26 protein-coding genes and 1 pseudogene are annotated in these 23389 nt (G+C 55.7%); 17 read left to right on the forward strand and 10 right to left on the reverse strand.

Annotated features, from left to right (window positions below):
• The first annotated feature begins 38 nt into the window (after positions 1–38).
• From AO242_RS17435 to AO242_RS17455, 4 genes are all read left to right on the forward strand, one after another.
• Positions 39–980, forward strand: coding sequence for a hydroxymethylglutaryl-CoA lyase (locus AO242_RS17435; protein ID WP_099269860.1), 942 nt, complete (start codon positions 39–41; stop codon positions 978–980).
• 2 nt (positions 981–982) lie between these two features.
• Positions 983–2179 (forward strand): CaiB/BaiF CoA transferase family protein, encoded by a 1197-nt coding sequence (locus AO242_RS17440; RefSeq protein WP_099269861.1) that lies wholly within the window; start codon positions 983–985, stop codon positions 2177–2179.
• Between the two features lie 446 nt (positions 2180–2625).
• On the forward strand, positions 2626–3171 hold the full coding sequence (locus AO242_RS17445; protein ID WP_099269703.1) for a hypothetical protein: 546 nt from the start codon (positions 2626–2628) through the stop codon (positions 3169–3171).
• A 315-nt stretch (positions 3172–3486) separates the two neighbouring features.
• Positions 3487–3957, forward strand: coding sequence for a GNAT family N-acetyltransferase (locus tag AO242_RS17455; RefSeq protein ID WP_373562230.1), 471 nt, complete (start codon positions 3487–3489; stop codon positions 3955–3957).
• Between the two features lie 28 nt (positions 3958–3985).
• Here the strand turns inward: AO242_RS17455 and AO242_RS17460 are convergent, their stop codons facing one another.
• The 4 genes from AO242_RS17460 to AO242_RS17475 form a co-directional block, all read right to left on the reverse strand.
• Complete coding sequence (locus tag AO242_RS17460; protein ID WP_099269704.1) at positions 3986–4744, reverse strand: carbon-nitrogen hydrolase family protein; 759 nt, start codon at positions 4742–4744, stop codon at positions 3986–3988.
• Positions 4745–4811: 67 nt separating this feature from the next.
• Positions 4812–5246 (reverse strand): GFA family protein, encoded by a 435-nt coding sequence (locus tag AO242_RS17465; protein ID WP_099269705.1) that lies wholly within the window; start codon positions 5244–5246, stop codon positions 4812–4814.
• A gap of 30 nt (positions 5247–5276) precedes the next feature.
• Positions 5277–5804, reverse strand: coding sequence for an AAA family ATPase (locus tag AO242_RS17470; RefSeq protein ID WP_099269706.1), 528 nt, complete (start codon positions 5802–5804; stop codon positions 5277–5279).
• Positions 5805–5841: 37 nt separating this feature from the next.
• Complete coding sequence (locus AO242_RS17475; RefSeq protein WP_099269707.1) at positions 5842–6147, reverse strand: NIPSNAP family protein; 306 nt, start codon at positions 6145–6147, stop codon at positions 5842–5844.
• 219 nt (positions 6148–6366) lie between these two features.
• Between AO242_RS17475 and AO242_RS17480 the strand changes: the two genes are divergently transcribed.
• Complete coding sequence (locus tag AO242_RS17480; protein WP_099269708.1) at positions 6367–7002, forward strand: LysE family translocator; 636 nt, start codon at positions 6367–6369, stop codon at positions 7000–7002.
• 369 nt (positions 7003–7371) lie between these two features.
• On the opposite strand, the gene AO242_RS17485 is transcribed toward AO242_RS17480, so the two are convergent.
• Positions 7372–7635, reverse strand: coding sequence for a DUF2798 domain-containing protein (locus tag AO242_RS17485; protein ID WP_099269709.1), 264 nt, complete (start codon positions 7633–7635; stop codon positions 7372–7374).
• A 127-nt stretch (positions 7636–7762) separates the two neighbouring features.
• Here AO242_RS17485 and AO242_RS17490 point away from each other — a divergent pair, with 127 nt between their 5' ends.
• Together AO242_RS17490 and AO242_RS17495 are read left to right on the forward strand one after the other, a co-directional pair.
• A complete protein-coding gene (locus AO242_RS17490; protein WP_099269710.1) occupies positions 7763–8689 on the forward strand; it encodes a LysR family transcriptional regulator in 927 nt (308 codons plus the stop codon).
• A 250-nt stretch (positions 8690–8939) separates the two neighbouring features.
• Positions 8940–9866 carry an alpha/beta hydrolase gene (locus AO242_RS17495; RefSeq protein WP_099269864.1) on the forward strand — a complete coding sequence of 309 codons (927 nt, stop codon included), beginning with the start codon at positions 8940–8942 and terminating at the stop codon, positions 9864–9866.
• A gap of 64 nt (positions 9867–9930) precedes the next feature.
• On the opposite strand, the gene AO242_RS17500 is transcribed toward AO242_RS17495, so the two are convergent.
• A complete protein-coding gene (locus AO242_RS17500; RefSeq protein WP_099269711.1) occupies positions 9931–10812 on the reverse strand; it encodes an aldo/keto reductase family oxidoreductase in 882 nt (293 codons plus the stop codon).
• A gap of 168 nt (positions 10813–10980) precedes the next feature.
• Between AO242_RS17500 and AO242_RS29760 the strand changes: the two are divergent.
• From AO242_RS29760 to AO242_RS17510, 3 genes and pseudogenes are all read left to right on the forward strand, one after another.
• Positions 10981–11088 (forward strand): annotated as a pseudogene (locus AO242_RS29760) (TetR/AcrR family transcriptional regulator); the annotation flags it as partial.
• A gap of 9 nt (positions 11089–11097) precedes the next feature.
• On the forward strand, positions 11098–11523 hold the full coding sequence (locus tag AO242_RS29765; RefSeq protein WP_373562232.1) for a TetR/AcrR family transcriptional regulator: 426 nt from the start codon (positions 11098–11100) through the stop codon (positions 11521–11523).
• A complete protein-coding gene (locus tag AO242_RS17510; protein ID WP_099269713.1) occupies positions 11520–12014 on the forward strand; it encodes a GNAT family N-acetyltransferase in 495 nt (164 codons plus the stop codon). The genes AO242_RS29765 and AO242_RS17510 overlap by 4 nt, the downstream gene beginning before the upstream one ends.
• A gap of 160 nt (positions 12015–12174) precedes the next feature.
• Here the strand turns inward: AO242_RS17510 and AO242_RS17515 are convergent, their stop codons facing one another.
• Complete coding sequence (locus AO242_RS17515) at positions 12175–12549, reverse strand: tautomerase family protein (protein ID WP_099269714.1); 375 nt, start codon at positions 12547–12549, stop codon at positions 12175–12177.
• Between the two features lie 6 nt (positions 12550–12555).
• Complete coding sequence (locus AO242_RS17520) at positions 12556–12891, reverse strand: carboxymuconolactone decarboxylase family protein (protein ID WP_099269715.1); 336 nt, start codon at positions 12889–12891, stop codon at positions 12556–12558.
• Positions 12892–12997: 106 nt separating this feature from the next.
• On the opposite strand from AO242_RS17520, the gene AO242_RS17525 reads away from it, so the two are divergent.
• On the forward strand, positions 12998–13885 hold the full coding sequence (locus AO242_RS17525; RefSeq protein ID WP_099269865.1) for a LysR substrate-binding domain-containing protein: 888 nt from the start codon (positions 12998–13000) through the stop codon (positions 13883–13885).
• 45 nt (positions 13886–13930) lie between these two features.
• Here AO242_RS17525 and AO242_RS17530 read toward each other — a convergent pair whose 3' ends face one another.
• Together AO242_RS17530 and AO242_RS17535 are read right to left on the reverse strand one after the other, a co-directional pair.
• Entirely contained in the window at positions 13931–14230 is a 300-nt protein-coding gene (locus AO242_RS17530) for a DUF3144 domain-containing protein (RefSeq protein WP_099269716.1), read from the reverse strand.
• 240 nt (positions 14231–14470) lie between these two features.
• Positions 14471–15031, reverse strand: a complete 561-nt coding sequence (locus AO242_RS17535) for an ATP phosphoribosyltransferase regulatory subunit (RefSeq protein WP_257153463.1) — start codon at positions 15029–15031, stop codon at positions 14471–14473.
• Between the two features lie 425 nt (positions 15032–15456).
• Here AO242_RS17535 and AO242_RS17540 point away from each other — a divergent pair, with 425 nt between their 5' ends.
• The 6 genes from AO242_RS17540 (at position 15457) to AO242_RS17570 (ending at position 23311) form a co-directional block, all read left to right on the forward strand.
• A complete protein-coding gene (locus AO242_RS17540; RefSeq protein WP_257153456.1) occupies positions 15457–15828 on the forward strand; it encodes a hypothetical protein in 372 nt (123 codons plus the stop codon).
• A 1791-nt stretch (positions 15829–17619) separates the two neighbouring features.
• Positions 17620–18042, forward strand: a complete 423-nt coding sequence (locus AO242_RS17550) for a hypothetical protein (protein ID WP_099269719.1) — start codon at positions 17620–17622, stop codon at positions 18040–18042.
• A gap of 16 nt (positions 18043–18058) precedes the next feature.
• Positions 18059–18301: a hypothetical protein gene (locus AO242_RS17555; RefSeq protein ID WP_099269720.1), complete on the forward strand. Its 243-nt coding sequence runs from the start codon at positions 18059–18061 to the stop codon at positions 18299–18301.
• 121 nt (positions 18302–18422) lie between these two features.
• Entirely contained in the window at positions 18423–19037 is a 615-nt protein-coding gene (locus tag AO242_RS17560) for a TetR/AcrR family transcriptional regulator (RefSeq protein WP_099269721.1), read from the forward strand.
• A gap of 75 nt (positions 19038–19112) precedes the next feature.
• Positions 19113–20222 carry an efflux RND transporter periplasmic adaptor subunit gene (locus AO242_RS17565; RefSeq protein ID WP_099269722.1) on the forward strand — a complete coding sequence of 370 codons (1110 nt, stop codon included), beginning with the start codon at positions 19113–19115 and terminating at the stop codon, positions 20220–20222.
• Complete coding sequence (locus AO242_RS17570; protein WP_099269723.1) at positions 20219–23311, forward strand: efflux RND transporter permease subunit; 3093 nt, start codon at positions 20219–20221, stop codon at positions 23309–23311. The genes AO242_RS17565 and AO242_RS17570 overlap by 4 nt, the downstream gene beginning before the upstream one ends.
• Positions 23312–23389 lie beyond the last annotated feature (78 nt).

A 23389-nucleotide genomic window follows, 5' to 3' on the forward strand; every position in this document is an offset into this window, starting at 1 on the left:
CGGCCCTGTGCCGATGGCCTGCATCCGAGGTCATGTTCATGCACAACAATCACGACATCGATATTTTGATCAGCGAGGTTGGCCCTCGTGACGGGCTGCAAAGCGTCAAGGCAAGCATGCCGACCGCGCTCAAGATCGAGTGGCTCACGGCACTCGCGGCGTCCGGTTTACGTGAAATTGAAATCGGTTCGTTCGTATCGCCCAAGCTGCTGCCACAGATGGCCGATGCCGCACAGTTGGTCGCTCATGCGCGAACCTTGCCGGGATTATTCGTCACCGCTCTGGTGCCCAATCTAAAAGGCGCGCAGGCCGCGTTCGACGCCGGGGTGCAAAAGATCACCCTGCCGATTTCGGTCAGTGAACCCCACTCTCTGGCAAACATTCGCAAGACCCATGCGCAGGTTATTGAAGAAGTCCGCACTGTCGTTGCGCTACGCGATCAGCAGTACCCGCACGTCTTGATCGAGGCGGGGCTTTCGACTGTATTTGGCTGCACCTTGCAAGGCGTGGTCCCCGCCGATGACGTCATTCGTATGGCTGTGACCATGGCCGGACTTGGGGTGGATGAGGTGGGGCTGGCCGACACGGTGGGCTATGCCAATCCGACCCAGGTTCGCCAGTTGTTCAGCCGTTTGCGCAACGAACTGGGGCCGGTCGCGGGCAGTGCCCATTTTCACAATACCCGAGGGCAGGGACTGGCCAATGTTGTGGCCGCGCTTGATGTCGGCGTGACCACGATTGACGCTTCTCAAGGCGGATTGGGCGGTTGCCCTTACGCGCCAGGCGCATCGGGGAACATCGTCACTGAAGACCTGGTTTACCTGCTCGAATCCATGGGCCTGCGCACTGGCGTCGACATCGATCGTCTGGTTGCCGCGCGCGAGTGGCTGCATAAAGGGCTGCCCGGTGAGCCGCTTTACGGGTTCATTCCTGACGCCGGTGTTGGCAAGAATTTTCATTATGCAAGCAAGGGTCAATGAACATGCAACCGACGACTGAAAAGGCGCTGCCGCTCGCAGGTATTCGTGTGATCGAGTTCGTACACATGGTCATGGGGCCAACCTGCGGTCTGGTCCTCGCTGACCTCGGCGCAGAGGTGATCAAGGTTGAACCGGCGCCATCGGGGGACAATACGCGGCGCTTGCGTGGCTCTGGCGCCGGTTACTGGATGACCTACAACCGCAACAAAAAAAGCTTTGCCGTCGACATGAAAACCGAAGAGGGGATGTCGGCCGTTCGTAAGCTCATCGCCAGTGCGGACGTCGTCACCGAAAACTTTCGTCCCGGTGCCATGGAGAAACTGGCGCTGGGATACGAGCAGGTCAAAGCAATCAAACCGTCGATCATCTACAGCTCAATGAAAGGTTTTTTGCCCGGACCTTACGACCAACGACCGGCACTCGATGAAGTGGTGCAGATGATGACCGGGCTTGCCTACATGACCGGGCCAGTCGGTCGGCCTTTGCGGGCCGGGGCTTCCGTGAACGATGTCATGGGCGGCATGTTCAGCGCCATTTCAATTCTGGCTGCTCTGCATCAGCGCAACTCCACCGGCCAGGGGCAGTTTGTGCAGACCGGTCTGTTCGAAAACTCGGCCTTCCTCGTTGCGCAGCACATGATGCAGAAAGTCGTCACGGGCAAGGCCGCTGCACCGATGCCCAATAGGGTCTCGGCCTGGGCGATCTACGACGTATTCACCACCGCCGACGATGAACAGGTTTTTCTCGGCGTCGTCAGCGACGGCCAATGGCAAAGCTTCTGCAAGGCCTTCGGTTTCAAAGAGTGGGCCGTGGATCCGACGCTGGCTCTGAACAACCAGCGGGTACAAGCGCGTGACGACATCCTGCCGCCTGTACGCGAGTGTCTGGGCGGCATGAGCAAGCTCGAAGTCATGGCGCGCTGCGAAGCGGCGGGTTTGCCGTTCTCGCCCATTCAGCGCCCGGAGGACCTGTTTGAAGATCATCACCTGAATGCATCGGGCGGCATGGCGGCGTTGACGACCCCGGATGGCGCTGACGTGAAAGTACCGATGTTACCGTTCGAAATGGATGGCCAACGTTTCGGTACACGCCTCAACGTGCCCGAGCTTGGCAGTCATTCCGCTGAACTGCTTGGCGAGTTAGGGTATTGCGATGAGGACATACAGGCGTTGCAGGCTGCTGGTGTGGTTCAAGGTTAGGGGTGGTGGCCGTAAAGCATCAGGTCAATACCTCACAGTGCGCGGAGCGCAATCACCTGATTTGAATGCTTTTCTGTAGGAGATCACCCGTCGTCCAGACGCCGCCCGGCCGGTCCTACGAGATCCTGCGAGGCAGCGATGGCGGTTTGTCTGATACACCGCTATCGCGGCCTCGCGCTGCTCGTGCGCTCCTACAGGTCCAATTTTTGCTGCGAGACGATGCTGTGTCAGGGACGCTGAGCGATCTGCTACGGTTCAGAGGCGCAGTAAGCTTGCAGTCCAGGCTCGCTACACCGCGGAATCAACGATTATCCGGGGCAAGTGCCGGAACTCTGCTTTCATAGTCATAGGCGCCGTATCTGGATAAAGCGAGCGCTGGTTTGACCACGTCAGATTGATCGAACAGACTTCCAATCCATTTGCGGACGTTGGTCAAGGAGTTGTAAATGGCAAATCGAGTTTACTTGATGAATCACAGCCAATCCGAACCCGCCCTGGCTGCAGAACTGGAGGATGCCTGTTTGCTGGCCGCCAGTTATCAGTTACCAATTTTGTGGTTGGCGTTGTTCGATTCGGATGACTTGGTCAACGTTCTTGTACATTGCGAAAACGATGCGGGTGAGCTGGATAGCGAGCTGATTTTGACTTGCTTTGCGTCCACCGAGAAAGCCCTGAAGACTTACAGCTCAAGAAGGCAGGACCTTCAGGCGGCATTAGGTGCTGACAGCGCGACCAGTGTGGCTGAGTGGGAGGCGTTCATTGCCAGCCAGTTGCATGGCTCAGTGGTTCAGATCGATCTGACTGAACTCTGGATGATGTACGGCGATGCGGATGCGCTGAATGCCCAGGTCAGCGAATGGCTGGCGGGGCTTGATGACACCACGAGTGGTGCATGGATATCTTTCTGTCATCAGGCAAACCTTGATGACGCTGACACACGGCGCTACGGTGTTCGCGGCTATCCGTGGAATGCGAAGCCGGGATGGCAGTGAGGCGGAGTTTGATAATCAACCCACACATCGCCATCGCAGGTTGATTAAGTCATTCAAGGCGCGTCGATGATGATGGAAATATTGGCTGAGGTCTTTTTTCGTACCATTTGCTTTCCTGTGGGCTGGCCAGTGGTAAAGATTTTCACACTGGGAAAGTACCCTGTTAAAGGGTCCTGGTTTACCCAAACCCTTCAGTCTGAATGGACGTCTGCGATTGGGCTTGCTGTGTTGGTGATTGCAATGATGGCTGCGCTGAAGCAGTTCGTGATTACGTAGAAAATCTTACATAACTCCCGCCATGAAAGAGGCGTGCAAATGATGCTCGCTACAACTGACCACCGTCCCAACGTAACTCTGGCCCCCGCCCAACAAACTGACCTCGATGATCTCGTCGCCATCCGGATTGAAGCCATGCGCGAAAGTCTTGAACGGGTAGGGCGCTTTGATCCGGTGCGTGCTCGCGAGCGTTTTGCCAGCGCTTTTGATGCACGGGATACGCGCTATATCGAATTGGCTGGAGAGCGCGTGGGTTTTGTCGTGGTCAAGCGGCACGATGATGAACTGGTGCTTGATCACCTGTACCTGAAGCTGGCCGCGCAAGGTTTGGGCTTAGGCTCTGCGGTTCTGTCGCTGATATTCGAAGAGGCGGATGCTTTGGGGCTGCCGATTAAAGTCGGGGCGCTGAAAGAGAGCGCCTCGAACCGGTTTTACATGCGCCACGGGTTTCAGTTTTTAGAAAGCGGCGAGTTTGATCATTACTATATTCGTCGGGGTGTTACAGGCTGAAAATGTGCCGTCAAAGGTGCGCAGAGACTCAATCAGAACACTCGACCGCAGTTTCGAAGCCCTGCCAGCCATGCAGTTGCCTGGAAACGACCAGCAGGCGATTTCCCACGCCAGACGTCGAAGCAACGCAGACACCTTTTTCATCCCAGAACGCGCTTCGCCCAGCCGCTGCCCAGCCACCTGTAGGCCCACCATGATTGGCCATGAGTAAGGCCATTTCGTGGAGCCGGGAGTAACTTTGCAGCAGCGAACTGTCTCGTGGATAACCTGCTTCACCGATCAGCACGCTTGAGGCATAAACCTGAGCGCCTTGTCTGGCTGCTGCCGACGGATGTTCTGGATGGCTGAAATCAGCGCACACCGACAGCGCGATGGGCAAGCCCGCGATGTTTATCAAATCGCCGCCGTTACCTGCACTGAAATACTGTTCTTCGCCAGGGTGCAAATACTGTTTGGTATAGACCCCGACCGAGCCTTCGCCATGGAGGATGAAGGCCGCGATCAAGGGCTTTTCATGGCCTGGCATGCGCAGCGGTAAACCGACGACAGTGGTCATGGAGGTCTCCCGCGCGAGTTGACGCAGGGGGAGCAGAACCGGACTGTCCACATCTTGCATCAGCGCATCGGCCAGAGTGGGTTCATATCCGGTGAGCGACAACTCGGGAAAAACCAGAAGATTTACTCCGTGCTCACTGGCGCACTGCATAAACTCGATGTGCAGATTCACGTTTGAATTGATATCGCCTGCTTGAATGGCGCATTGGGCGGCAGCTAAAACAGGTGGCATGAAAGCTCTCCAATAAAAGTTCTCCGATAAAAGCTATCCGATAAAAGCTATCCATTGAAGGACATTATTAATATCCAACACGCAGAGCAGAAAGCAGCGACTCCAAGGATTCCGGCGATTTATCAAACGTGCTTTCAGACTTCAACGTATCCCATTGCATGGCGTCGCTCAGGCAGTAGTCGCCGATACACTTCATGGCGTGGACTTGCGAATCCAGAAGACCCAAGGGTATCCACATGTATGGTTTGCCACGCAAGGCATTGGGAACGGTCGAGCCACAGTGTTTGCAGAAATCATTCCGGTAGCCGCTGGGTTTGAGCCATGTGTTGATTTCAGACTGTCCCGCCTCCCACTGGAAGCCGGATTCAGGAACGATCGTCGCGCAGTTATAACCGGTGCCTGTTTGTTTGCGGCAAAGGGAGCAGTGGCATCGGTAGAAATACAGCGGCTCTGTCTTGAGGGAAAAAACCACGGTTTCGCACAGACATTGTCCTGTCAGCATTTATAAATTCCTTATTGAAGTGCCTGTTGATTAGCTGTTGTCCGGTTCATTGCTCAGGCCTGATAAAAATCTTCCGGTGATGATTGCGATTGCCTCCACTGGGGACATCAATGCTGTGTCCACAGTAAACGGAGTTTCATTCCACGCTTCGTATTCATGACTGAGCACAGACTTCCAGGTGGGCGGGGTCAGCCCCGGTACATCACTTTTTCTGCTCTCAACCCGACGCTGGTGCTCTCGTTTGTCCGAGCACACCACTTGAATATCGACTAACTGAACGCCAGCCCGTGCGGCAATTTCGTTCCAGGCTTTACGGCTTTCCATGACCGGGTTAACGCAATCAACAATAACCGAACTGCCCAATTGCAGGTTGCTCAGCGCAAGTTCATTCGCAGCCATGTACCCGCACCGACCGACATCCTGAGCAAGTTCGCCGGAGTTTCGGATAGCTTGTTCAATCGTATCTATTCGCAGGTAAACCGCACGCATGTGGCGGGTGAGTTCGCGGGCGATGGTTGTTTTACCGGTACCGGGAAGACCGCTGAAGACAATGAGCATTCGGTGTCCTTAGGCTGTATTGCCCGTCTTGTTGGGGTCAATCAAGCACGGGACGCATGAAACTACGTTCGTAGCTGACAATGAATTTTTTCTCTGTCGCCAGTGCCACCGCTTCAATGCATTCAGCATCGGTTTCGGCTTCTTTGCGATAGCGCTCGTAGTCCGAGAGACTTGGGAAACTGAACAGGCAACAGGCGATATTGTTGGCACCTTCTGCCGGAAGGAAGTAGCCATGGTGCAACCCGCCCAAGCGCGTTACCAACCGTATCCATAAGCGGGAATAGATTTCAAAGGCAGGGATTTGGTACGGATCAATCTGGTACTTCACGTGGCAGGTAATCACACGAGCTTTCCTTGTTCGCAATGGTTCGTTAACAGGGCGCAAAGGTTATCAATAATTCAGCCCTGATCTGAATACTTCTGCTTGAAATAACGTCGTCGCTGCCGACTTCCCGGATACATGTGACGGGTCTGTGTATGCCGTTTTGTTCTTGAATCTGTGTCTAACATCTTTACTTTTCGCGGCTTAATCTTGCTCCGAACATTCTCAAGGAGCGACACCATGCCCGAACTGTCCACCGTGGTTGCCTATGGCTTGATCTCACTTGGCATGGTGTTGACCCCCGGCCCGAATATGATTTACCTGATTTCGCGTTCGATCTGCCAGGGCCGGGTAGCCGGGTTGATTTCTCTGGGCGGCGTAGCATTGGGCTTTGTCGTTTATATGGTTCTCGCTGCGTTGGGTATCACCGCGTTGGTGATGGCCGTTCCTTATGCTTACGACGCCCTGCGAATCGGCGGGGCGTTGTATTTGCTGTATCTGGCCTGGCAGGCAGTCCGGCCCGGTGGGCGCTCTCCCTTTCAGGTCAAGGATCTGCCCAAGGACGGCCCACGCAAGCTGTTCATGATGGGTTTCATCACTAACCTCCTGAATCCTAAAGTGGCGGTGATGTATTTGTCGTTGTTGCCGCAGTTCATTGATCCTGCCGACCACGGCAGCGTACTGATGCAATCGCTGGTGCTGGGCTTTACGCAGATTTTTATCAGCGTGACCGTCAACGCGGCGATTGCCATTATGGCTGGCTCAATCGCTGCGTTTTTTGTGGGCAGGCCTTTCTGGCAGGTCGTACAGCGCTGGCTGATGGGCACAGTACTCGCGGGGCTGGCGATGCGGATGTTGATAGAGGGGCGTCGGTAGATCGCAACCGTTCTGCCCCTTGAATCGCGCTGCCATCCAGCTAAACAGAACCTTAGGGGAGATTTCATATTCGCTCTCGACCTTGATCGGACCTCGTAGGACCGGCTTTAGCCGGGAGGGCGGTATTTCTGTCGAAGGATATTTAGCGAATGTCCCTACGTTCTCCCGGCTAAAGCCGGTCCTACGGATTTGCGTGGTTTCTATGGGCATTCATTCGCGAAGGGGCCAGTACATTCGCCGCTTTCGTATCGTCTGATATGGCGCTTTCCCGAATGAATTCGGTCCCACAAGGACATCGCAAGCCGGATCGCCGCCTGCGCGATCCTACATGGAATCTCTCACAGGTATCGATGTAATACTGCAACCTCATCAATGCCCATGAACAGTCCACGCCACCAGCCGGGCAACCATTGGCCTGACCACCAGCACGCAAATGAATGCGGATGGCATCGCCACCCGATACGCATTCATCACATTCTTCATGTAGTGTTCATCGAAGCCGAACTCCGCCAGGGTGATCACCAGGCACATCAGAAACGCCATGATGGTCGCCATGTAGAGCGCAAAGATGTAAGGCGTCGCTCGTTTGGGAAAGCGCAGGCGTAGGGTATTTTGGTTGGTTCCAGCAGGCATCGGCTAACCTCTTCAATGTTGTTTGTCAAAAGAGCCGCCAAGCTAGCAAGCCGTCGAGGATGCCGGTAGCGGCGTAATGCTTGAATCACTGTTAAGTAAAATCAACGAATAAGGCATCGGGAACGCGATGGATATTCTGGGGCTGATCAACACCTTTATCCGCGTGGTAGAAGCGGGCAGCATTGCTGCGGCGGCCCGGGCTCAGGGCATGAGTGCGGCGGCGGTAAGTCAGAGCATCACTCGGCTGGAAAAGCACCTCGGCACGCGGCTGCTTTCGCGTACCACGCGCAGGATGGCGCTGACTGAAAGCGGTACGCGCTATTACGAAAAGGTGAGACACATCCCGCGCGATATCGAACTTGCCTCGCAAGCCGCTGCTGTCGCCACTGATCCTCAAGGCCCGCTGCGCATCGCGACTACTGCGGCGTTCGGGCGTCATGTGTTGGCACCGCTCATGCCCGCTTTCAAGGCGGCTTACCCGCGCATTGACATCGAGTTGATCAGTGCAGACCGGCGCGTCGATCATCGTCTGGAGGGCGTGGACGTCAGTGTTCGTATCGAGGCGCAACTGAGCGATCAGTTGGTGGCGCGGCGTATTGCATCGCTTCCGTTTGTGTTCTGCGCGTCGCCTGCTTATCTCGACCGTGAAGGCGTGCCCACCAGGCCAGAGGACTTGAAAGACCATGCCTCCCTGGTGTTTCGTTACCCCACAGACGGGCGTTTTCTGCCGTGGAATTTCATACTCGACGGCAAGCGTTTCGAGGCGAAGGTGAATCCCGGTTTTGTTTGCGATGACATCGACATGCTCACGCAGATCGCCCTGAACGGGGGCGGCATTGCCCGGCTGGCCAGCTTTATCGCGCAACCGCTTATCGACAGCGGCCGTTTGCTGCCCTTGTTCGACTCAGGCAACCGCGGCGCTGCGGCTGCGGAGTCTGAGCCGATGGATATTTATGCGTGTGTCACAGAACGGTCGGCATTGAATGCGAAGGTACGTGCGTTTATCGCGTTTCTTGAAGATGCGTTGCAGGGCGGTTCGACTGGGCAGAAATGAATGTCGGGCGATCAGAACTCGCACCCCACCTGACGTTCTACTGAAAGCTACCGTGCAGCAAACACGGGACCTGTAGGAGCCAACTTGTTGGCGAGACGTCGGCCCTGCAAAGTCATTTGTTCCGCCTCGCCAACAAGTTGGCTCCTACAGAAGTATGCGTTTCAACCCTAAGGCTATGCGTTGTTTGCCAGGAGACCACACATTGAGTCACGACGAGCTTCAGTCCTTTAGCGAACATGAAGTCGCAGAAATGCAGCGCTTCAACAAAAAGCTCGGCTGGCTACCGCGTTTTCGAATCCGCAATCGCTTCACGCCTCAGGTGATTCAGACGCTGCTTAAAGCGGGTCAAATTGCTGGCGCGGGCAAGTTGGCCAAGCAGGGACAGCAGGCTGAAAAGCGTTCAGTCGGTGTCGATGGCATTTCGGTCCCCGTGCGGATATTGAGGCCCAAAGGCAAAGCAAAAGGCGTGGTGCTTGATATCCATGGCGGTGGCTGGGTCATCGGTAATGCACAAATGAACGACGACCTTAACCTGGCTTTAGTGAACGCATGCGAAGTCGCCGTGGTCTCGGTGGATTATCGTCTCGCAGTATCGACGCCCGTTGAAGGTTTGATGGATGACTGTCTTTCTGCGGCGCGCTGGCTACTGAGTGGCGCCAGTGAGGAGTTTGCCGGTTTACCCGTGATCGTTATCGGCGAATCGGCAGGCGGGCATCTGGCAGCGGCGACACTTCTTCGGCTTAAAGCCTGGCCAGATTTGCTTGGGCGAGTGAGCGGGACGGTCCTGTATTACGGCGTTTACGATCTGACCGGAACGCCAAGCGTCCGCGCTGCCGGTCCTGAAACCCTGGTGCTGCATGGCCCGGGCATGGTCGATGCGTTGCGTCTGCTGACGCCGGACGCAACTGATGAAGAGCGTCGTCAACCGCCGTTATCGCCCTTGTACGGCGATCTTACGGGCATGCCGCCTGCGCTGATGTTTGCCGGTGAGCTGGACCCGCTGCTGGACGACACCGTGCAGATGGCTGAACGATGGGCGAAGTCGTCGGAAGTGGAAGTACACGTGACGCCGGTTTGTGCGCACGGCTTCATTCACTTCCCTACGGCGATGACGGGACGGGTGCTTGCGCGCAGCCATCGGTGGATTTCGGACCGGATCAGCGCGGTAAAGGTTTGAACCCTTTAGGCCGGGCCAGAAGGTGCCACCTTTGTCTTCGGCTCGGCCGCCCCATCAATGTTGATCAATCTGCGATTGAGTTCAGATCTGCCATGATTTCATCCGACAGCACCAGCTCGCTCACGGCAAGGTTTTCGCGCAAGTGCGCCACCGAGGATGTGCCGGGGATCAGCAGAATATTGGGAGCGCGACGCAGCAGCCATGCCAGTGCCAGTTGCTTTGGCATGACGTTGAGTCGTTGCGCAACGGTCGACAATGCGGATGACTGCAGCGGCGTGAACCCGCCCAACGGAAAGAACGGCACATAGGCAATACCGTCACGCGCCAGTTGGTCGATCACCGCGTTATCGTCCTGATGAGCGATGTTGTAGAGGTTTTGTACGCAAACGACATTGATGAGTTTGCGCGCCTCAGCGATTTGCGTGGGGGTGACGTTGCTGATGCCGATATGGCGAACGAGTCCTTTCTGCTGCAATTCTGCAACGGCGCTCAATTGTTCTTCTATCGAACCTTCGGCTGTTCCCATTGCGCTGAACATGGTGCGCACGTTCACCACATCCAGCACGTCCAGGCCCAGATTACGCAGGTTGTCGTGCACAGCCTGGGTCAGGTCTTTTTTCGACGTGGCTGGAATCCAGGAGCCGTCTTCGCCGCGAATGGCGCCCACCTTGGTAACTATCGTCAGGTCATCTCGATAGGGATGCAGTGCTTCGCGAATAATCTGGTTGGTGACATGCGGCCCGTAAAAGTCGCTGGTGTCGATGTGGTTCACGCCCGACTCGACGGCTGCACGCAGCACGTCCACCGCGGCTTGACGATCTTTCGGCGGGCCAAATACACCGGGACCTGCGAGCTGCATTGCGCCGTAACCGATTCGGTTCACCTGGCGGTCGCCAAGATTGAACGAGCCGCTTTTGTTGCCTCTTTTGTTTAAAGCATCCGTCATGTCTATCGCTCTTGCTTCGCTTGGGGGAAAACTATGATATGAAGGAACCTTCAGGTTTTGAATTCGCATTCCATGAGCACGGTCAAAGCATCGTTAAAGCCAAGAAAATCAGCGGTTCAGGCCCGATCCGTCGCGACGGTTGAGGCGCTTCACACGGCGACCCTTCAGGTTTTGACCCAGTACGGGCTGACCCGCTGCACCACCACGCGGGTCGCCGAGCGGGCCGGGATGTCGGTTGGCAGCGTCTATCAGTACTACCCGAATCGCGATGCGCTGCTGGCGGCAGTGCTCGAAAAGCATCTGCAGGAAGTTGTCGATACCGTTGAGTTGGCCTGTGGTCGATGTCACGGAAAAACAGTCGCTGAAATGGCATCGGGTTTTATCGTGGCGTTTCTGGCTGTCAAACTGCGTGATCCGGTGGTATCGAAAGCGCTCTACGCCATCGCAGCAGAGCGGGGCGGAGCTGAACTGGTCGCCCGCATAAACGCCCGTATGCTAGTCGCGATGACGAACATGCTGACCACGGCGTCTGACGCACATTTTGACAATCCCGCCCTGATTGCCTCGATCTCGCATACCGCAGTGGTCGGACCTGTGCGTGCCTTGCTTGAAGGGCATGGCAATCCTGACTTCGAGACCTGCCTCGAAGAGCAATTGACGCTGATGTTGACGGCCTATCTTCAAGTTCATCAGCGCGTTAAACGCCCATGAAGCCTTTTAGAATTCGTGAATTAACCTCAGCCGACACTGAGGCGTTGCTGGCGTTTGAAGTGCGTAACCGTGAGTGGTTTGAATCGCACATCGATGCCCGCGAGCCTGACTTCTACTCGTTGCAAGGTGTCGCGGAGCATATCGACTGCTATCTCGCCGACTTTGCCCTTGGCGTCTGGCATCCATTTGTTATCGAAGATTCCAGTGGGCGAATAGTCGGACGGGCAAATCTGAAAGGCATGAGTTCGTCAGGCCAGACTGCTGAGGTTGGTTATCGAATTGATCAGGAGGCATGCGGACAGGGGCTGGCCACATTGGCGTTGAGGCATATGATCGAGCAGGCAAAGGAGCGTTGGGGGCTTGTGCAACTGGTTGCTTACGTCTTCAAGGAAAACCTTGGTTCGAGGAAGGTGCTTGAGCGCTGTGGTTTTCGGTTGGAGCAGTTGTCGGGTGATGATGCTGCTGAGTGTCGGTTTGTTCTTTCGGTTTAGAGAGGTCTGCATTCCGATACGCCGTTTTGTCTGGATGGCACGCCGCTGTCCGGTAGGAGCTAACTTGTTGGCGAGGCATTGGACCTTCTCAATCAGATAATCCGCTTCGCCAACAAGTTGGCTCCTACCGGGACGGCGTTTCAATTCAATTTGATCAGCATTAATGACCCCGGCCACCTCCAAAGGACCAGTCTTCGCTTGCGGTCGTGGTGATGACCACCATCACATCCTCGGGGTTGAACCCTGGCGAACGTCCCAGTTTTTCCACCAGATCCCGATAAAAGCGCTGTCTGGTTTCAACGCGGCGAGGACGTCCAGCGGTAATCGCGATCAACACAAAGTCCTGGCTGCGCGGCCCGCCGAGATAGTTGCGGTCAAATATCAGCTCGCCCACTTCATGCTGGTGAATGACCTGAAAACGATCTGCCTCGGGCACCTCGAAACTGTCGACCAATGCTTCGTGCAAACTCTGAGACAGTGCCTGTAAATAGTCAGCGGATTTGCCTCGGTGCAGCGAAATACGTGCGAATGGCATGAATGATTACTCCTGGCCGCTGACAGGGTGGGCTTCTAGTTCCCTGAGCAGATTCAGTGCCGAAGCTGCCGTTGGCCAGCCTGAATAGAACGCCAGATGGGTGATGGCCTCGTTCAATTCATCGACACTCAAACCGTTATCCCGCGCGCGTTGTAAATGAAACGGCAGTTGCTCGAGCCGGTACATCGCTACCAGCGCAGCCACTGTCGTCAGGCTGCGTTCACGGGGCGTCAGTTGAGTGCGTTTCCACATGTCGCCAAACAGCACGCTGTCTGTCAGTTCGGCAAACTTTTGCGGATATTGCCCTTGTTGCTCCAGCTCCTGAACGATGGATGAACTCATGATGCTTTCTCTTGATTCGCCAATGAGTCAGGAAAACTACCAAGTCGTAATCATTCCGAATATCAGATTTAATGGCGCTAATGATCCCAAATAAGTGGACTGTTTCATGCGTCGTCCCACCTTCGATCTTGATGTGTTGCGTACTTTCGTCACCGGCGTTGAATTCAACAGTTTCGCTAAAGCGGCAGATCGTCTCGGGCGCTCAACGTCTGCGGTCAGTGCTCAATTAAAAAAGCTGGAAGAACAGGTTGGCACGCCTGTGTTGGCCAAATCGGGACGCGGGCTGGTCCTGACGCCCGTCGGGGAATCTCTGCTGAGTCATGCCCGTCGATTACTAGAACTGAACGACGGCATTTTTCAAACTTTGCACGAGAGCCAGACGGCCGGAACCATTCGTCTTGGTCTTCAGGAGGACTTTGGGGAGCACTTTCTCAGCGAGATCCTTCGGCGTTTTGTGCAGACGTATCCAATGGTGAGTCTCGAAGTCCGTATCGCACGCAATGCCGAATTGCTCGCGCTGATTGAAATCGCGGGGCTGGACCTGGCCCTGACCTGGGACACCGGGCACACCTCGCCCTATGCCGAGCATTTAGGCGAAACCCAAATGCACTGGATCGGGATTCGCGACACCCCGTTGCTGAGCCGTCTTGTGGATTCGCCCCTGCCGTTGATCCTGTTCGACGCCCCGTGCGTATTGCGCAGCGCCGCCACCCAGGCCTTGGATGCTGCGCAAATTCCGTGGCGCATAGCGCTGACCAGCCCCAGCGTAGGAGGAATCTGGGCCGCCGTCGCAGCCGGATTGGGAGTGACGCTGCGAACACGCATCGGCCTGCCGGATAACCTGACTGTTCTGGACGGTTTACCCTCGGTGCCGAGCCTTGGGTACGTGCTTCATGGCGCAGGAGACGACCCAACGCCTGCGACGAGGCATCTGGCTGAGTTGATAAGGATGAGTTTGCAGGAGCAGACGGTCAATTTTGTTGGCGCGCAATAGGGCGTTAAGCAACGCCCTGACGAAACCGTTGCTCTGTTATCCCTATCAATCAGGTTTTTTAACCATCATGTACTGGCTGAAATTATTGATGTGATCGTCCAGATTATCTTCAAGCATTAGCCGGTACTGATCACAAAAATACTTCAGCATCGCCTCACGCGCCTGAGCCATTTCCTCGCCGGACTTGAAGCTGCGCGCGCTGACCCAGGCATTGAATCTTGTGGTGCCAAACATCATGGATGCATTGACCTGTCCGAGGTTTTCGAACGCTTTAAGCTGCTCGTTGGACAGTTCGATGTGCGCGTCGGCGCGGTCATAGAATGCTTGGTCGGTGGTATCTGACATTGCGGATTATCCTGGTCATTTTTTTTGGCTGGGTGCATTAAAGCATCTGCGTCGTCTGCATCCATAATTGCAATCGTTTGCGGGAGCTCAACGCCTGTCACCACGAGGTCTTGCGGCAAACAATGGGTCTGTAGGAGGGAACCTGTTCGCGAGCTGCCTGACGCGGTGTGTCAAACCAATCGCCTCGCCAACACGTTGGCTCCTACAGGTCCCCCGTCTACTGGGCAACCACGGTTCAAATCATATTGATCCACTCAAAGCAGAAGCCAGGACCAGTCGCTCAAGCCCGATGCCGAACCCGGCACCTTCTCGATAGGCACCGCCGCCGACGACTTGTTGCTGGGCGCCTAAAGCAGGGCATCGCACTTCGAAGCCATTGCCTTCCAGGTAGTAACTCAGCCCGCGTTTCACGGCCAGATTGAGTTCGTAGTCGAGGCCCAACGAGTCGAGGAAACCCGTGCAAATGGCCTGGCTACGCTGCAAAGCCTCCACCGGATTGGCACCCAGGATTTCGAGTCCCAGTTGGGTGAACTCGCGGTACCGACCGGCTTGAGGACGCTCATATCGGTAGCATCGCGCAACGTAGAAAAACATCGCCTCTTTCCGCGATCCGAGCAGTACATCGTTGCGCTCCTGAAAAAGCGCGGTGGCCTCCGGGATGAGGCAACAGGGACGTCCGGCCTTGTCATTGAAAGCCCACATTTGCCCGATTATTTCACTTCCGCCGGCCTTCTCGATAAAAGTGTCCTGACCCCATAACGCTGGAACGATGGCTTCCTCAGCTCCAGCTTCGATGAAGATAACTCCGGAAACGGCCTTCTATTTCACGCATGATTGCTGCTTCTTTCCCGGTTACTATTCGTGTTCCACGTAGCATTGTCATTTTTGTGATCTCCAATTTACAGGCAATAAAAAAGGCGCCATTGGCGCCTTGGTTTTGTTCATTGAGTCGTCAGAACAAGTGGTTTGAGTTCTGATGGATCGATGAGCATGAGCAACCGCGGCACCTTGAGCGAGGTCCGTGATGGTGATGTCGGTTGCATTGAATAAATTTGGTCATGGCCAATCCTTGCACAGAACCGGGAGCGCCGACAAGGCACCCCATTTACGGCAACTGCATACGAGAACAATAGAGAGCAGTGACGCGCATGAATGAGTGGGATATTTTCGAAACGGAACACTGGCGAGTCAGCCATCGACGGGATTCGCGCTACGGCGGTTACCTGATGGTCAGCTCAATCGCAGCCGCTTCGGATTTCATGGACCTCGGCGATTCAGCACTGGCTTCGCTCGGAGACGCCCTGCGGCAAACCGAGCAGCTTCTTTTTCAGGTCTTTGAGCCTGTGAAGGTCATCGTCTACAAGCTGGGTTTTTCGGCGGGTTTCAATCTGCACTTTCATGTGGTTCCAGTGACGCATTCACTGTTGGCAGAAATAGAAAAACATCCGGATTACGCTAGCGAACCTGACGGGAATGACACCATTCTTTTCTTGAGCCGCGAGTACTGCGAGCGGCCATTGAATGCCGAGGAGAGTGAAGCTCAGCACACGACAGTGATGAATCTCCGGAAGCTTTACTGCGCAAATAGCCTGATCTAAATACTTATGCGCACCCCCAAGCCGCCGATAATTATTGCCTGCTTAACGATTAAGTGGAGTTTCTGTGATACCGGGATATCGCGTACGCATTTATTGCTTTTTAGGGGCTGTTTTCTGCCTGGGCTGCGCCTGGTTAGCGGGAGAGCGGCTGCATGATGCGTTCACCCTTTGGCAATTCGATGCGCTCACCGGGCCACGTCGGCAATCGGTGAAAGAGCATCTGATATTCGATGACCAGCCAGGGCGTTTCCTTTGGTATCTACTGGAAACTATCGCCACGTTTATCTTCTTCAGCGGAGTAGGACTTGCCATGACGTGGGGCGCGCTGCGAGGGCGTCGGGCGTTCAAGCGATGGCATTAGGAAATTCAGTCAGCTCTCGTGCTCAGTCGGACGAGGGGGCCAGAAACTCAACATCATCTTTCTTCGCTGCCCGGCTGCCATCAGAATATATTCCTGTGACCTGGAGTGCATTATCCTAGGAACACCCCGATGTCCTTGACAACTCGCTGTCTCGAAGCAAACGGATGACCTTGGTAGGAGCCAACTTGTTGGCGAGACGTCAGACCTGCATCGTGAGGAATTCCGCTTCGCCAACAAGTTGGCTCCTACCGGGTCCGCGTTTCCAATCCATTTATTGAAGAGATGTTTGCTGAAAGTGCGCCTTGCCCTGACACACCGCTGTCGCGAAGCAAACGGCTGACCCCGGTAGGAGCCAACTTGTTGGCGAGACGTCGGACCTGCATTGTGAGAAATTCCGCCTCGCCAACAAGTTGGCTCCTACCGGGTCCGCGTTTCCAATTTATTATTGAAGTGATTTTTGATGAGCGTGCGCCTCGTGTCCCTGACACACCGCTGTCGCGAAGCAAACGGGTGACCCTGGTAGGAGCCAACTTGTTGGCGAGACGTCGGACCTGCATTGTGAGAAATTCCGCATCGCCAACAAGTTGGCTCCTACGGGGTCCGCGTTTCCAATCTATTTATTGAAGAGATGTTTGCTGAAAGTGCGCCTTGTGTCCCTGTCGCGAAGCAAACGGCTGACCCCGGTAGGAGCCAACTTGTTGGCGAGACGTCGGACCTGCATTGTGAGAAATTCCGCTTCGCCAACAAGTTGGCTCCTACCGGGTCCGCGTTTCCAATCCATTATTGAAGTGATGTTTGATGAAACTGCGCCTCGTGTCCCTGACACACCGCTGTCGCGACGCAAACCGGTGACCTTGGTAGGAGCCAACTTGTTGGCGAGACGTCGGACCTGCATTGTGAGAAATTCCGCTTCGCCAACAAGTTGGCTTCTACCGGGTCCGCGTTTCTAATCCATTATTGAAGAGATGTTTGCTGAAAGTGCGCCTTGTGTCCCTGACACACCGCTGTCGCGAAGCAAACGGGTGAACGTGGTAGGAGCCAACTTGTTGGCGAGACGTCGGACCTGCGTCGTGAGGAATTCCGCTTCGCCAACAAGTTGGCTCCTACCGGGTCCGCGTTTCCAATCCATTTATTGAAGAGATGTTTGCTGAAAGTGCGCCTTGCGAAGCAAACGGATGACCTTGGTAGGAGCCAACTTGTTGGCGAGACGTCGGACCTGCATCGTGAGAAATTCCGCTTCGCCAACAAGTTGGCTCCTACCAGGTCCGCGTTTCCAATCCATTATTGATGTGATGTTTGATGAGCGCTGCCGATGTTTGTCGCTGCCCCTTGGTCGTTCCAACAGAGGAGAATCCTCGCTCCCAATGATCCGCTTTAGCCGGAACTTACCTCGCTACGTTAGTATTGGTTTTTGTGAACAGGAGGCCGATATGCAGCGTCTGGCGAAACCAACGGATTATGTGTTGACCGATGTTCTTGGAAAACCGATGTACACGATTCCATGGGAAACCCGACTGTGCCCAGGTAATCCTGCCGATGATCCGCAAGAAGGTGCGTCGCTCTATAACGAATTTGTGCTGGCTCAAGCCAATGGCGAGCAATCACGAACACCTGAGCAACAGGTCGAAGATATTATTGAGTGGACCCTCGCAACACCCGGTGAGGCGGCGCGCAGTCTGGCGGTTGATCTGGCAGCGGCGTATCAGGGCACGTATCAGTTTCGGATAGAAGATCTTGAACACTGGGACCCGCAAACCAAAGCGTTTCGTGCGCATCTGATTTTCCACAATCAGGATCTTCGTAGTATTGGCGCCTCACAGGTGATGGCTTTACGAAACAGATCAACGACGTAAAACAGAGAGGTAATTGATGTCTGCAGATTCGCTATGCCTTGTGTTTGTGCCTGCTCTTGTCGCGGTCCTGAGCGCCGCTGAGAACAGCAAAGGCTCACCACTCACTGAAGCCGAGGTGGTTGATATTCGAGACCGCGCCACCTGTATCGCTCTGTCGTTCAGCACTGCGCTTGAGATGGAACAGGCGCGTGGATATCCCGATATCGTGGCTGAGGATTGCTGGAACGAATGGCAAGCGGTGCGACTGCAATTGGCTTGAGCTTCACCCGGACCCTTTTGAGTAAAAGCGAATCGCTCTTTTATCGGGCTGACTATACTGTGACCAGGGTTCAATTAGGTCACTGGTTGCCAATCCATGCTCACAGAGCTAAGTTAGAAACATGACCAACCAAAACGATACGCCGCCTTCGCGCGGTCCCTCAGATCACAGCGTTCGCGATCAGGTTGTGGACGCTGCTACACAGCATTTCGGCCACTATGGATATGAGAAGACCACGGTGTCTGATCTTGCCAAGGCCATTGGTTTTTCCAAGGCCTATATCTATAAATTCTTTGACTCCAAACAGGCCATCGGCGAGGTCATTTGCTCTAACCGGCTGGCTATGATCATGGCCATTGTGGACACCGCGATCAAGGATGCACCGACTGCCTCTGAGAAGCTACGCCGCCTGTTCCGGTCGCTGGTCGAGGCTGGCAGTGATCTGTTTTTCCATGATCGCAAGCTCTACGACATTGCGTCCGTGGCCGCTCGGGATCAGTGGCCGTCCGCGATGGCCCATGACGAACGCTTGCGCCAGCTCATTCAGCAGATTGTGCTTGAGGGCAGGGAGTCTGGCGAGTTCGAGCGCAAGACGCCTTTGGACGAAGCTGTGCAAGCCATTCACCTGATGATGCGCCCTTACATCAGTCCGGTGCAGTTGCAATACAACCTGGAAATCGCGTCCACAGCGCCAGTACTCCTGTCGGCATTGATACTGCGCAGCTTGGCGCCCTGATGTTGTGACCATTGACTAATTTGGTCACTATCTGGAGAATTGGATTCCTGCTCACTTATTGAAGTAAGGGATCCTATGCTCTGGTCCAGACCTGCCACTATCGCCGTTTGTGTGCTGCCATTCCTACTGGCTGCCTGTGGCGAGTCCTCTAACGTAGGCGATCCGCGCAATCAACCGCCGCTGGTGAGGGCTGCTGCCGTCGCGAACGCCGTCGATTCATCTCGATCGTTCACGGGCGTCGTGGTTGCTCGCGTTCAGAGCGATTTAGGGTTTCGCGTCTCCGGCAAGGTCCTGGAGCGTTTGGTGGATACGGGGCAGACAGTCAAGCGTGGTCAGCCGCTGATGCGTCTGGACCCTATAGACCTTGATTTGCAGTCCAGGGCCCAGCAACAGGCCGTTGCCGCTGCAGAGGCGCGCGCGCGGCAGACGGCATCTGATGAGGTTCGTAATCGGAATCTGATCGCTTCAGGTGCCATTTCTGCGTCGAGCTACGACCGGATCAAGTCGTTGGCCGACTCTGCGAAAGCCGAGCTGAATGCCGCGCAAGCGCAAGCCAGCGTTGCCCGCAATGCGACGGGGTACGCGGCGTTGCTGGCTGATGCCGACGGGGTGGTTGTCGAAACCCTGGCAGAACCCGGACAGGTCGTAAGCGCAGGTCAGCCGGTGGTGAGACTGGCAAAAGCGGGGCAGCGTGAGGCCATCATTCATTTGCCCGAAACACTGCGTCCGGCTGTAGGCGCGCCCGCTCAGGCGAGGTTGTACGGTAATAACTCCAACGTCATCCCTGCGACGCTGCGACTCCTTTCAGACGCTGCAGATCCGCTCACCCGTACCTTCGAGGCCCGTTATGTGCTGGACGGCGCCTATGCCAGTGCACCGCTCGGTTCCACTGTCACGCTCAGCATCGCTGACCCCAAAGAGGCTGAATCAGCATTTACAGTGCCAGTCGCGGCAATCCACGACCCCGGCAACGGGCCGGGCGTGTGGGTTATTTCAGGGACACCTGCAAAGGTGTCATGGCGTGCCATCGAACTGCTTGGCGTAAGCGACGACTCGGCAAGGGTGAGCGGCAGCCTCAAGCTTGATGAGCAAATCGTGGCGCTAGGGGCACACCTGCTTCATGAGGGCCAGGAAGTGCTGGTGCTGCGTCCGGGCGCCAATGGCGTCGCAGGAGTGAGGCCATGAGTGGCGGGCGCTTCAATCTTTCAGCCCTTGCGGTTCGTGAGCGGTCCATCACGTTGTTCCTGATTTTCCTGATCGGGGTGGCCGGAACGCTTTCTTTTTTTAAATTGGGACGCGCAGAAGATCCGCCGTTTACCGTCAAACAGATGACCGTTATTTCTGCCTGGCCGGGCGCCACTGCGCAAGAGATGCAAGATCAGGTGGCCGAGCCGCTTGAAAAGCGCATGCAGGAACTCAAATGGTATGACCGAAGCGAGACCTACACCCGTCCAGGCCTGGCGTTCACCATGGTTTCACTTCAGGATAAAACGCCGCCTTCCCAGGTGCAGGAGGAGTTTTATCAAGCCCGCAAAAAACTGAGCGATGCCGCGCGATCCTTGCCTGCCGGGGTTATCGGTCCGATGGTCAATGATGAGTTCTCGGACGTGACCTTTGCGCTCTTTGCATTAAAAGCAAAAGGTGAACCCCAGCGTTTGTTGGTGCGCGATGCTGAAGCTCTGCGGCAGCGCTTGTTGCATGTGCCCGGCGTAAAGAAGATCAATATCATCGGAGAGCAGGCCGAGCGCATCTTTGTGTCGTTCTCTCATGAGCGGTTGGCGACGCTGGGCATCTCGCCTCAGGACATTTTTTCAGCACTGAACAACCAGAACGTGCTGACGCCTGCCGGTTCGATAGACACCAGCGGGCCCCAGGTGTTTTTGCGTCTGGATGGCGCCTTAGACACGCTTGAGAAGATCCGCAACACGCCCATCGTGGTTCAGGCCAAAACGCTCAAGCTGGCGGATGTCGCGACGGTTGAACGGGGTTACGAAGACCCGGCGACGTTTATGGTGCGCAATCAGGGCGAGCCCGCGCTTTTGCTGGGCATCGTGATGCGCGAGGGCTGGAATGGTCTGGATCTGGGTAAGGCGCTGGATGCCGAGACGTTGAAAATCAACACCGCTATGCCGCTGGGCATGACGTTGTCGAAGGTCACTGATCAATCCGTCAACATCAGCTCGGCCGTTGATGAGTTCATGATCAAGTTCTTTGTCGCGCTGCTGGTGGTGATGCTGGTCTGCTTTCTCAGCATGGGCTGGCGAGTGGGCGTGGTGGTCGCAGCAGCTGTGCCTCTCACGCTGGCGATCGTCTTCGTGGTGATGGAAGCTTCGGGCAAGAATTTTGACCGTATTACTTTGGGGTCATTGATTCTCGCCCTGGGGCTGCTGGTGGACGACGCCATTATCGCCATCGAAATGATGGTGGTGAAAATGGAGGAGGGCTATGACCGTATCAAGGCGTCCGCCTACGCCTGGAGCCATACGGCCGCACCCATGCTGGCGGGTACGCTGGTCACCGCAGTGGGGTTCATGCCTAACGGTTTTGCTCAGTCAACGGCGGGTGAATACACCAGTAACATGTTCTGGATCGTGGGTATTGCGCTGATTGCTTCGTGGGTGGTGGCAGTGGTTTTCACGCCGTATCTGGGCGTGAAAATGTTGCCCGACATCAAGCCGGTCGAAGGCGGGCATGCGGCCATTTACGACACCCCTCATTACAACCGCTTTCGACGAGTGCTCACCCGCGTTATCGCCCGAAAATGGTGGGTAGCAGGTGCGGTCATCACTGCTTTTGCCGTGGCGATTGTCGGCATGGGGCTGGTTAAAAAACAATTCTTCCCGACGTCAGATCGTCCTGAAGTATTGATCGAAGTGCAGATGCCGTATGGCACATCGATTGAGCAAACCAGCGCCACGACAGCCAGGATCGAAGCGTGGCTGAAAGAGCAGGAGGCGGCAAAAATTGTCACGTCTTACATCGGACAGGGTTCGCCGCGTTTTTACCTGGCAATGGCGCCGGAGCTGCCGGACCCTTCGTTCGCAAAGATCGTTGTGCTGACCGAGAGTCAGGAAGCACGGGAGTCCCTCAAGCACACCATTCGCGAGGCAGTTGCTCAGGGCCTGGCACCTGAAGCTCGGGTGCGAGTCACACAACTGGTATTCGGTCCGTATTCACCCTTTCCAGTCGCCTACCGCGTGATGGGGCCCAACCCTGACACACTGCGTGAAATCGCCGGGCAGGTAGAAAAGGTGCTGCTGTCGAGTCCGATGATGCGAACCGTCAACAGTGATTGGGGGCCACGCGTACCGACGCTGCATTTTTCGCTGGATCAGGACCGCTTGCAGGCAGTTGGACTGACGTCCAGCGCAGTCGCCCAGCAATTGCAGTTCCTGCTCTCAGGCGTGCCGATTACGTCTGTACGCGAAGACATTCGCTCGGTCGAGGTGATGGGGCGGGCGGCAGGAGATATCCGTCTGGACCCGGCGCGCATTGAGGGCTTTACCCTTGTGGGCTCTGCCGGTCAGCGCGTTCCACTGTCGCAGATCGGAGAAGTGGGTGTGCGCATGGAGGACCCCATTCTGCGACGCCGTGACCGCGTGCCGACAATCACGGTACGGGGCGATATAGCAGAAAACCTGCAACCCCCGGACGTGTCCGCGAAGATCATGAAAGATCTGCAACCCATCATCTCCAGCCTTCCTGACGGATATCGCATCGAGCAGGCCGGGTCGATAGAGGAGTCAGCCAAAGCCACGGTAGCCCTGGCGCCTCTGTTTCCGATCATGATTGCGATTACGTTGCTGATCATCATCCTGCAAGTGCGATCAATGTCGGCGATGGTCATGGTGTTTCTGACCGCGCCGCTCGGGTTGATCGGTGTGGTGCCGACCCTGCTCTTGTTCGGACAGCCGTTCGGGATCAATGCCCTTGTGGGGCTTATTGCGCTGTCCGGCATCCTGATGCGCAACACGTTGATTCTCATCGGGCAAATCGACCACAACGAAAAGGAGGGGCTCGATCCGTTTCATGCGGTGGTTGAAGCGACCGTACAGCGGGCACGTCCGGTGCTGCTCACTGCTCTTGCGGCGATTCTGGCGTTTATCCCGCTGACCCACTCGGTGTTCTGGGGCACCCTGGCTTACACCCTGATTGGCGGTACGTTGGGAGGCACCGTCATGACGCTGGTTTTCTTGCCGGCGATGTATTCCATCTGGTTCAAAATTCGTCCTGACAATGGCAAGGCCGTGGAACGCCGGGCGGTGCTCACTTGATCGTTTAATGGGGCACAAGAGACTTGCCACAGTGATGACTTCCCCGCCGTACAAACGTAGTCTTGGTGGATCGTTTTC

The organism is Pseudomonas sp. ICMP 561, from assembly GCF_002699985.1.
In the GTDB taxonomy this organism is placed as follows: Bacteria; Pseudomonadota; Gammaproteobacteria; order Pseudomonadales; family Pseudomonadaceae; genus Aquipseudomonas; species Aquipseudomonas quasicaspiana.

Coding starts and splice junctions, on each gene's coding strand:
- AO242_RS17435 (WP_099269860.1), top strand. CDS start 39: ATGCACAACAATCACGACATCGATATTTTGATCAGCGAGGTTGGCCCT.
- AO242_RS17440 (WP_099269861.1), top strand. CDS start 983: ATGCAACCGACGACTGAAAAGGCGCTGCCGCTCGCAGGTATTCGTGTG.
- AO242_RS17445 (WP_099269703.1), top strand. CDS start 2,626: ATGGCAAATCGAGTTTACTTGATGAATCACAGCCAATCCGAACCCGCC.
- AO242_RS17455 (WP_373562230.1), top strand. CDS start 3,487: ATGATGCTCGCTACAACTGACCACCGTCCCAACGTAACTCTGGCCCCC.
- AO242_RS17460 (WP_099269704.1), bottom strand. CDS start 4,744: ATGCCACCTGTTTTAGCTGCCGCCCAATGCGCCATTCAAGCAGGCGAT.
- AO242_RS17465 (WP_099269705.1), bottom strand. CDS start 5,246: ATGCTGACAGGACAATGTCTGTGCGAAACCGTGGTTTTTTCCCTCAAG.
- AO242_RS17470 (WP_099269706.1), bottom strand. CDS start 5,804: ATGCTCATTGTCTTCAGCGGTCTTCCCGGTACCGGTAAAACAACCATC.
- AO242_RS17480 (WP_099269708.1), top strand. CDS start 6,367: ATGCCCGAACTGTCCACCGTGGTTGCCTATGGCTTGATCTCACTTGGC.
- AO242_RS17485 (WP_099269709.1), bottom strand. CDS start 7,635: ATGCCTGCTGGAACCAACCAAAATACCCTACGCCTGCGCTTTCCCAAA.
- AO242_RS17490 (WP_099269710.1), top strand. CDS start 7,763: ATGGATATTCTGGGGCTGATCAACACCTTTATCCGCGTGGTAGAAGCG.
- AO242_RS17495 (WP_099269864.1), top strand. CDS start 8,940: ATGCAGCGCTTCAACAAAAAGCTCGGCTGGCTACCGCGTTTTCGAATC.
- AO242_RS17500 (WP_099269711.1), bottom strand. CDS start 10,812: ATGACGGATGCTTTAAACAAAAGAGGCAACAAAAGCGGCTCGTTCAAT.
- AO242_RS17510 (WP_099269713.1), top strand. CDS start 11,520: ATGAAGCCTTTTAGAATTCGTGAATTAACCTCAGCCGACACTGAGGCG.
- AO242_RS17515 (WP_099269714.1), bottom strand. CDS start 12,549: ATGCCATTCGCACGTATTTCGCTGCACCGAGGCAAATCCGCTGACTAT.
- AO242_RS17520 (WP_099269715.1), bottom strand. CDS start 12,891: ATGAGTTCATCCATCGTTCAGGAGCTGGAGCAACAAGGGCAATATCCG.
- AO242_RS17525 (WP_099269865.1), top strand. CDS start 12,998: ATGCGTCGTCCCACCTTCGATCTTGATGTGTTGCGTACTTTCGTCACC.
- AO242_RS17530 (WP_099269716.1), bottom strand. CDS start 14,230: ATGTCAGATACCACCGACCAAGCATTCTATGACCGCGCCGACGCGCAC.
- AO242_RS17540 (WP_257153456.1), top strand. CDS start 15,457: ATGGTCAGCTCAATCGCAGCCGCTTCGGATTTCATGGACCTCGGCGAT.
- AO242_RS17550 (WP_099269719.1), top strand. CDS start 17,620: ATGCAGCGTCTGGCGAAACCAACGGATTATGTGTTGACCGATGTTCTT.
- AO242_RS17555 (WP_099269720.1), top strand. CDS start 18,059: ATGTCTGCAGATTCGCTATGCCTTGTGTTTGTGCCTGCTCTTGTCGCG.
- AO242_RS17560 (WP_099269721.1), top strand. CDS start 18,423: ATGACCAACCAAAACGATACGCCGCCTTCGCGCGGTCCCTCAGATCAC.
- AO242_RS17565 (WP_099269722.1), top strand. CDS start 19,113: ATGCTCTGGTCCAGACCTGCCACTATCGCCGTTTGTGTGCTGCCATTC.
- AO242_RS17570 (WP_099269723.1), top strand. CDS start 20,219: ATGAGTGGCGGGCGCTTCAATCTTTCAGCCCTTGCGGTTCGTGAGCGG.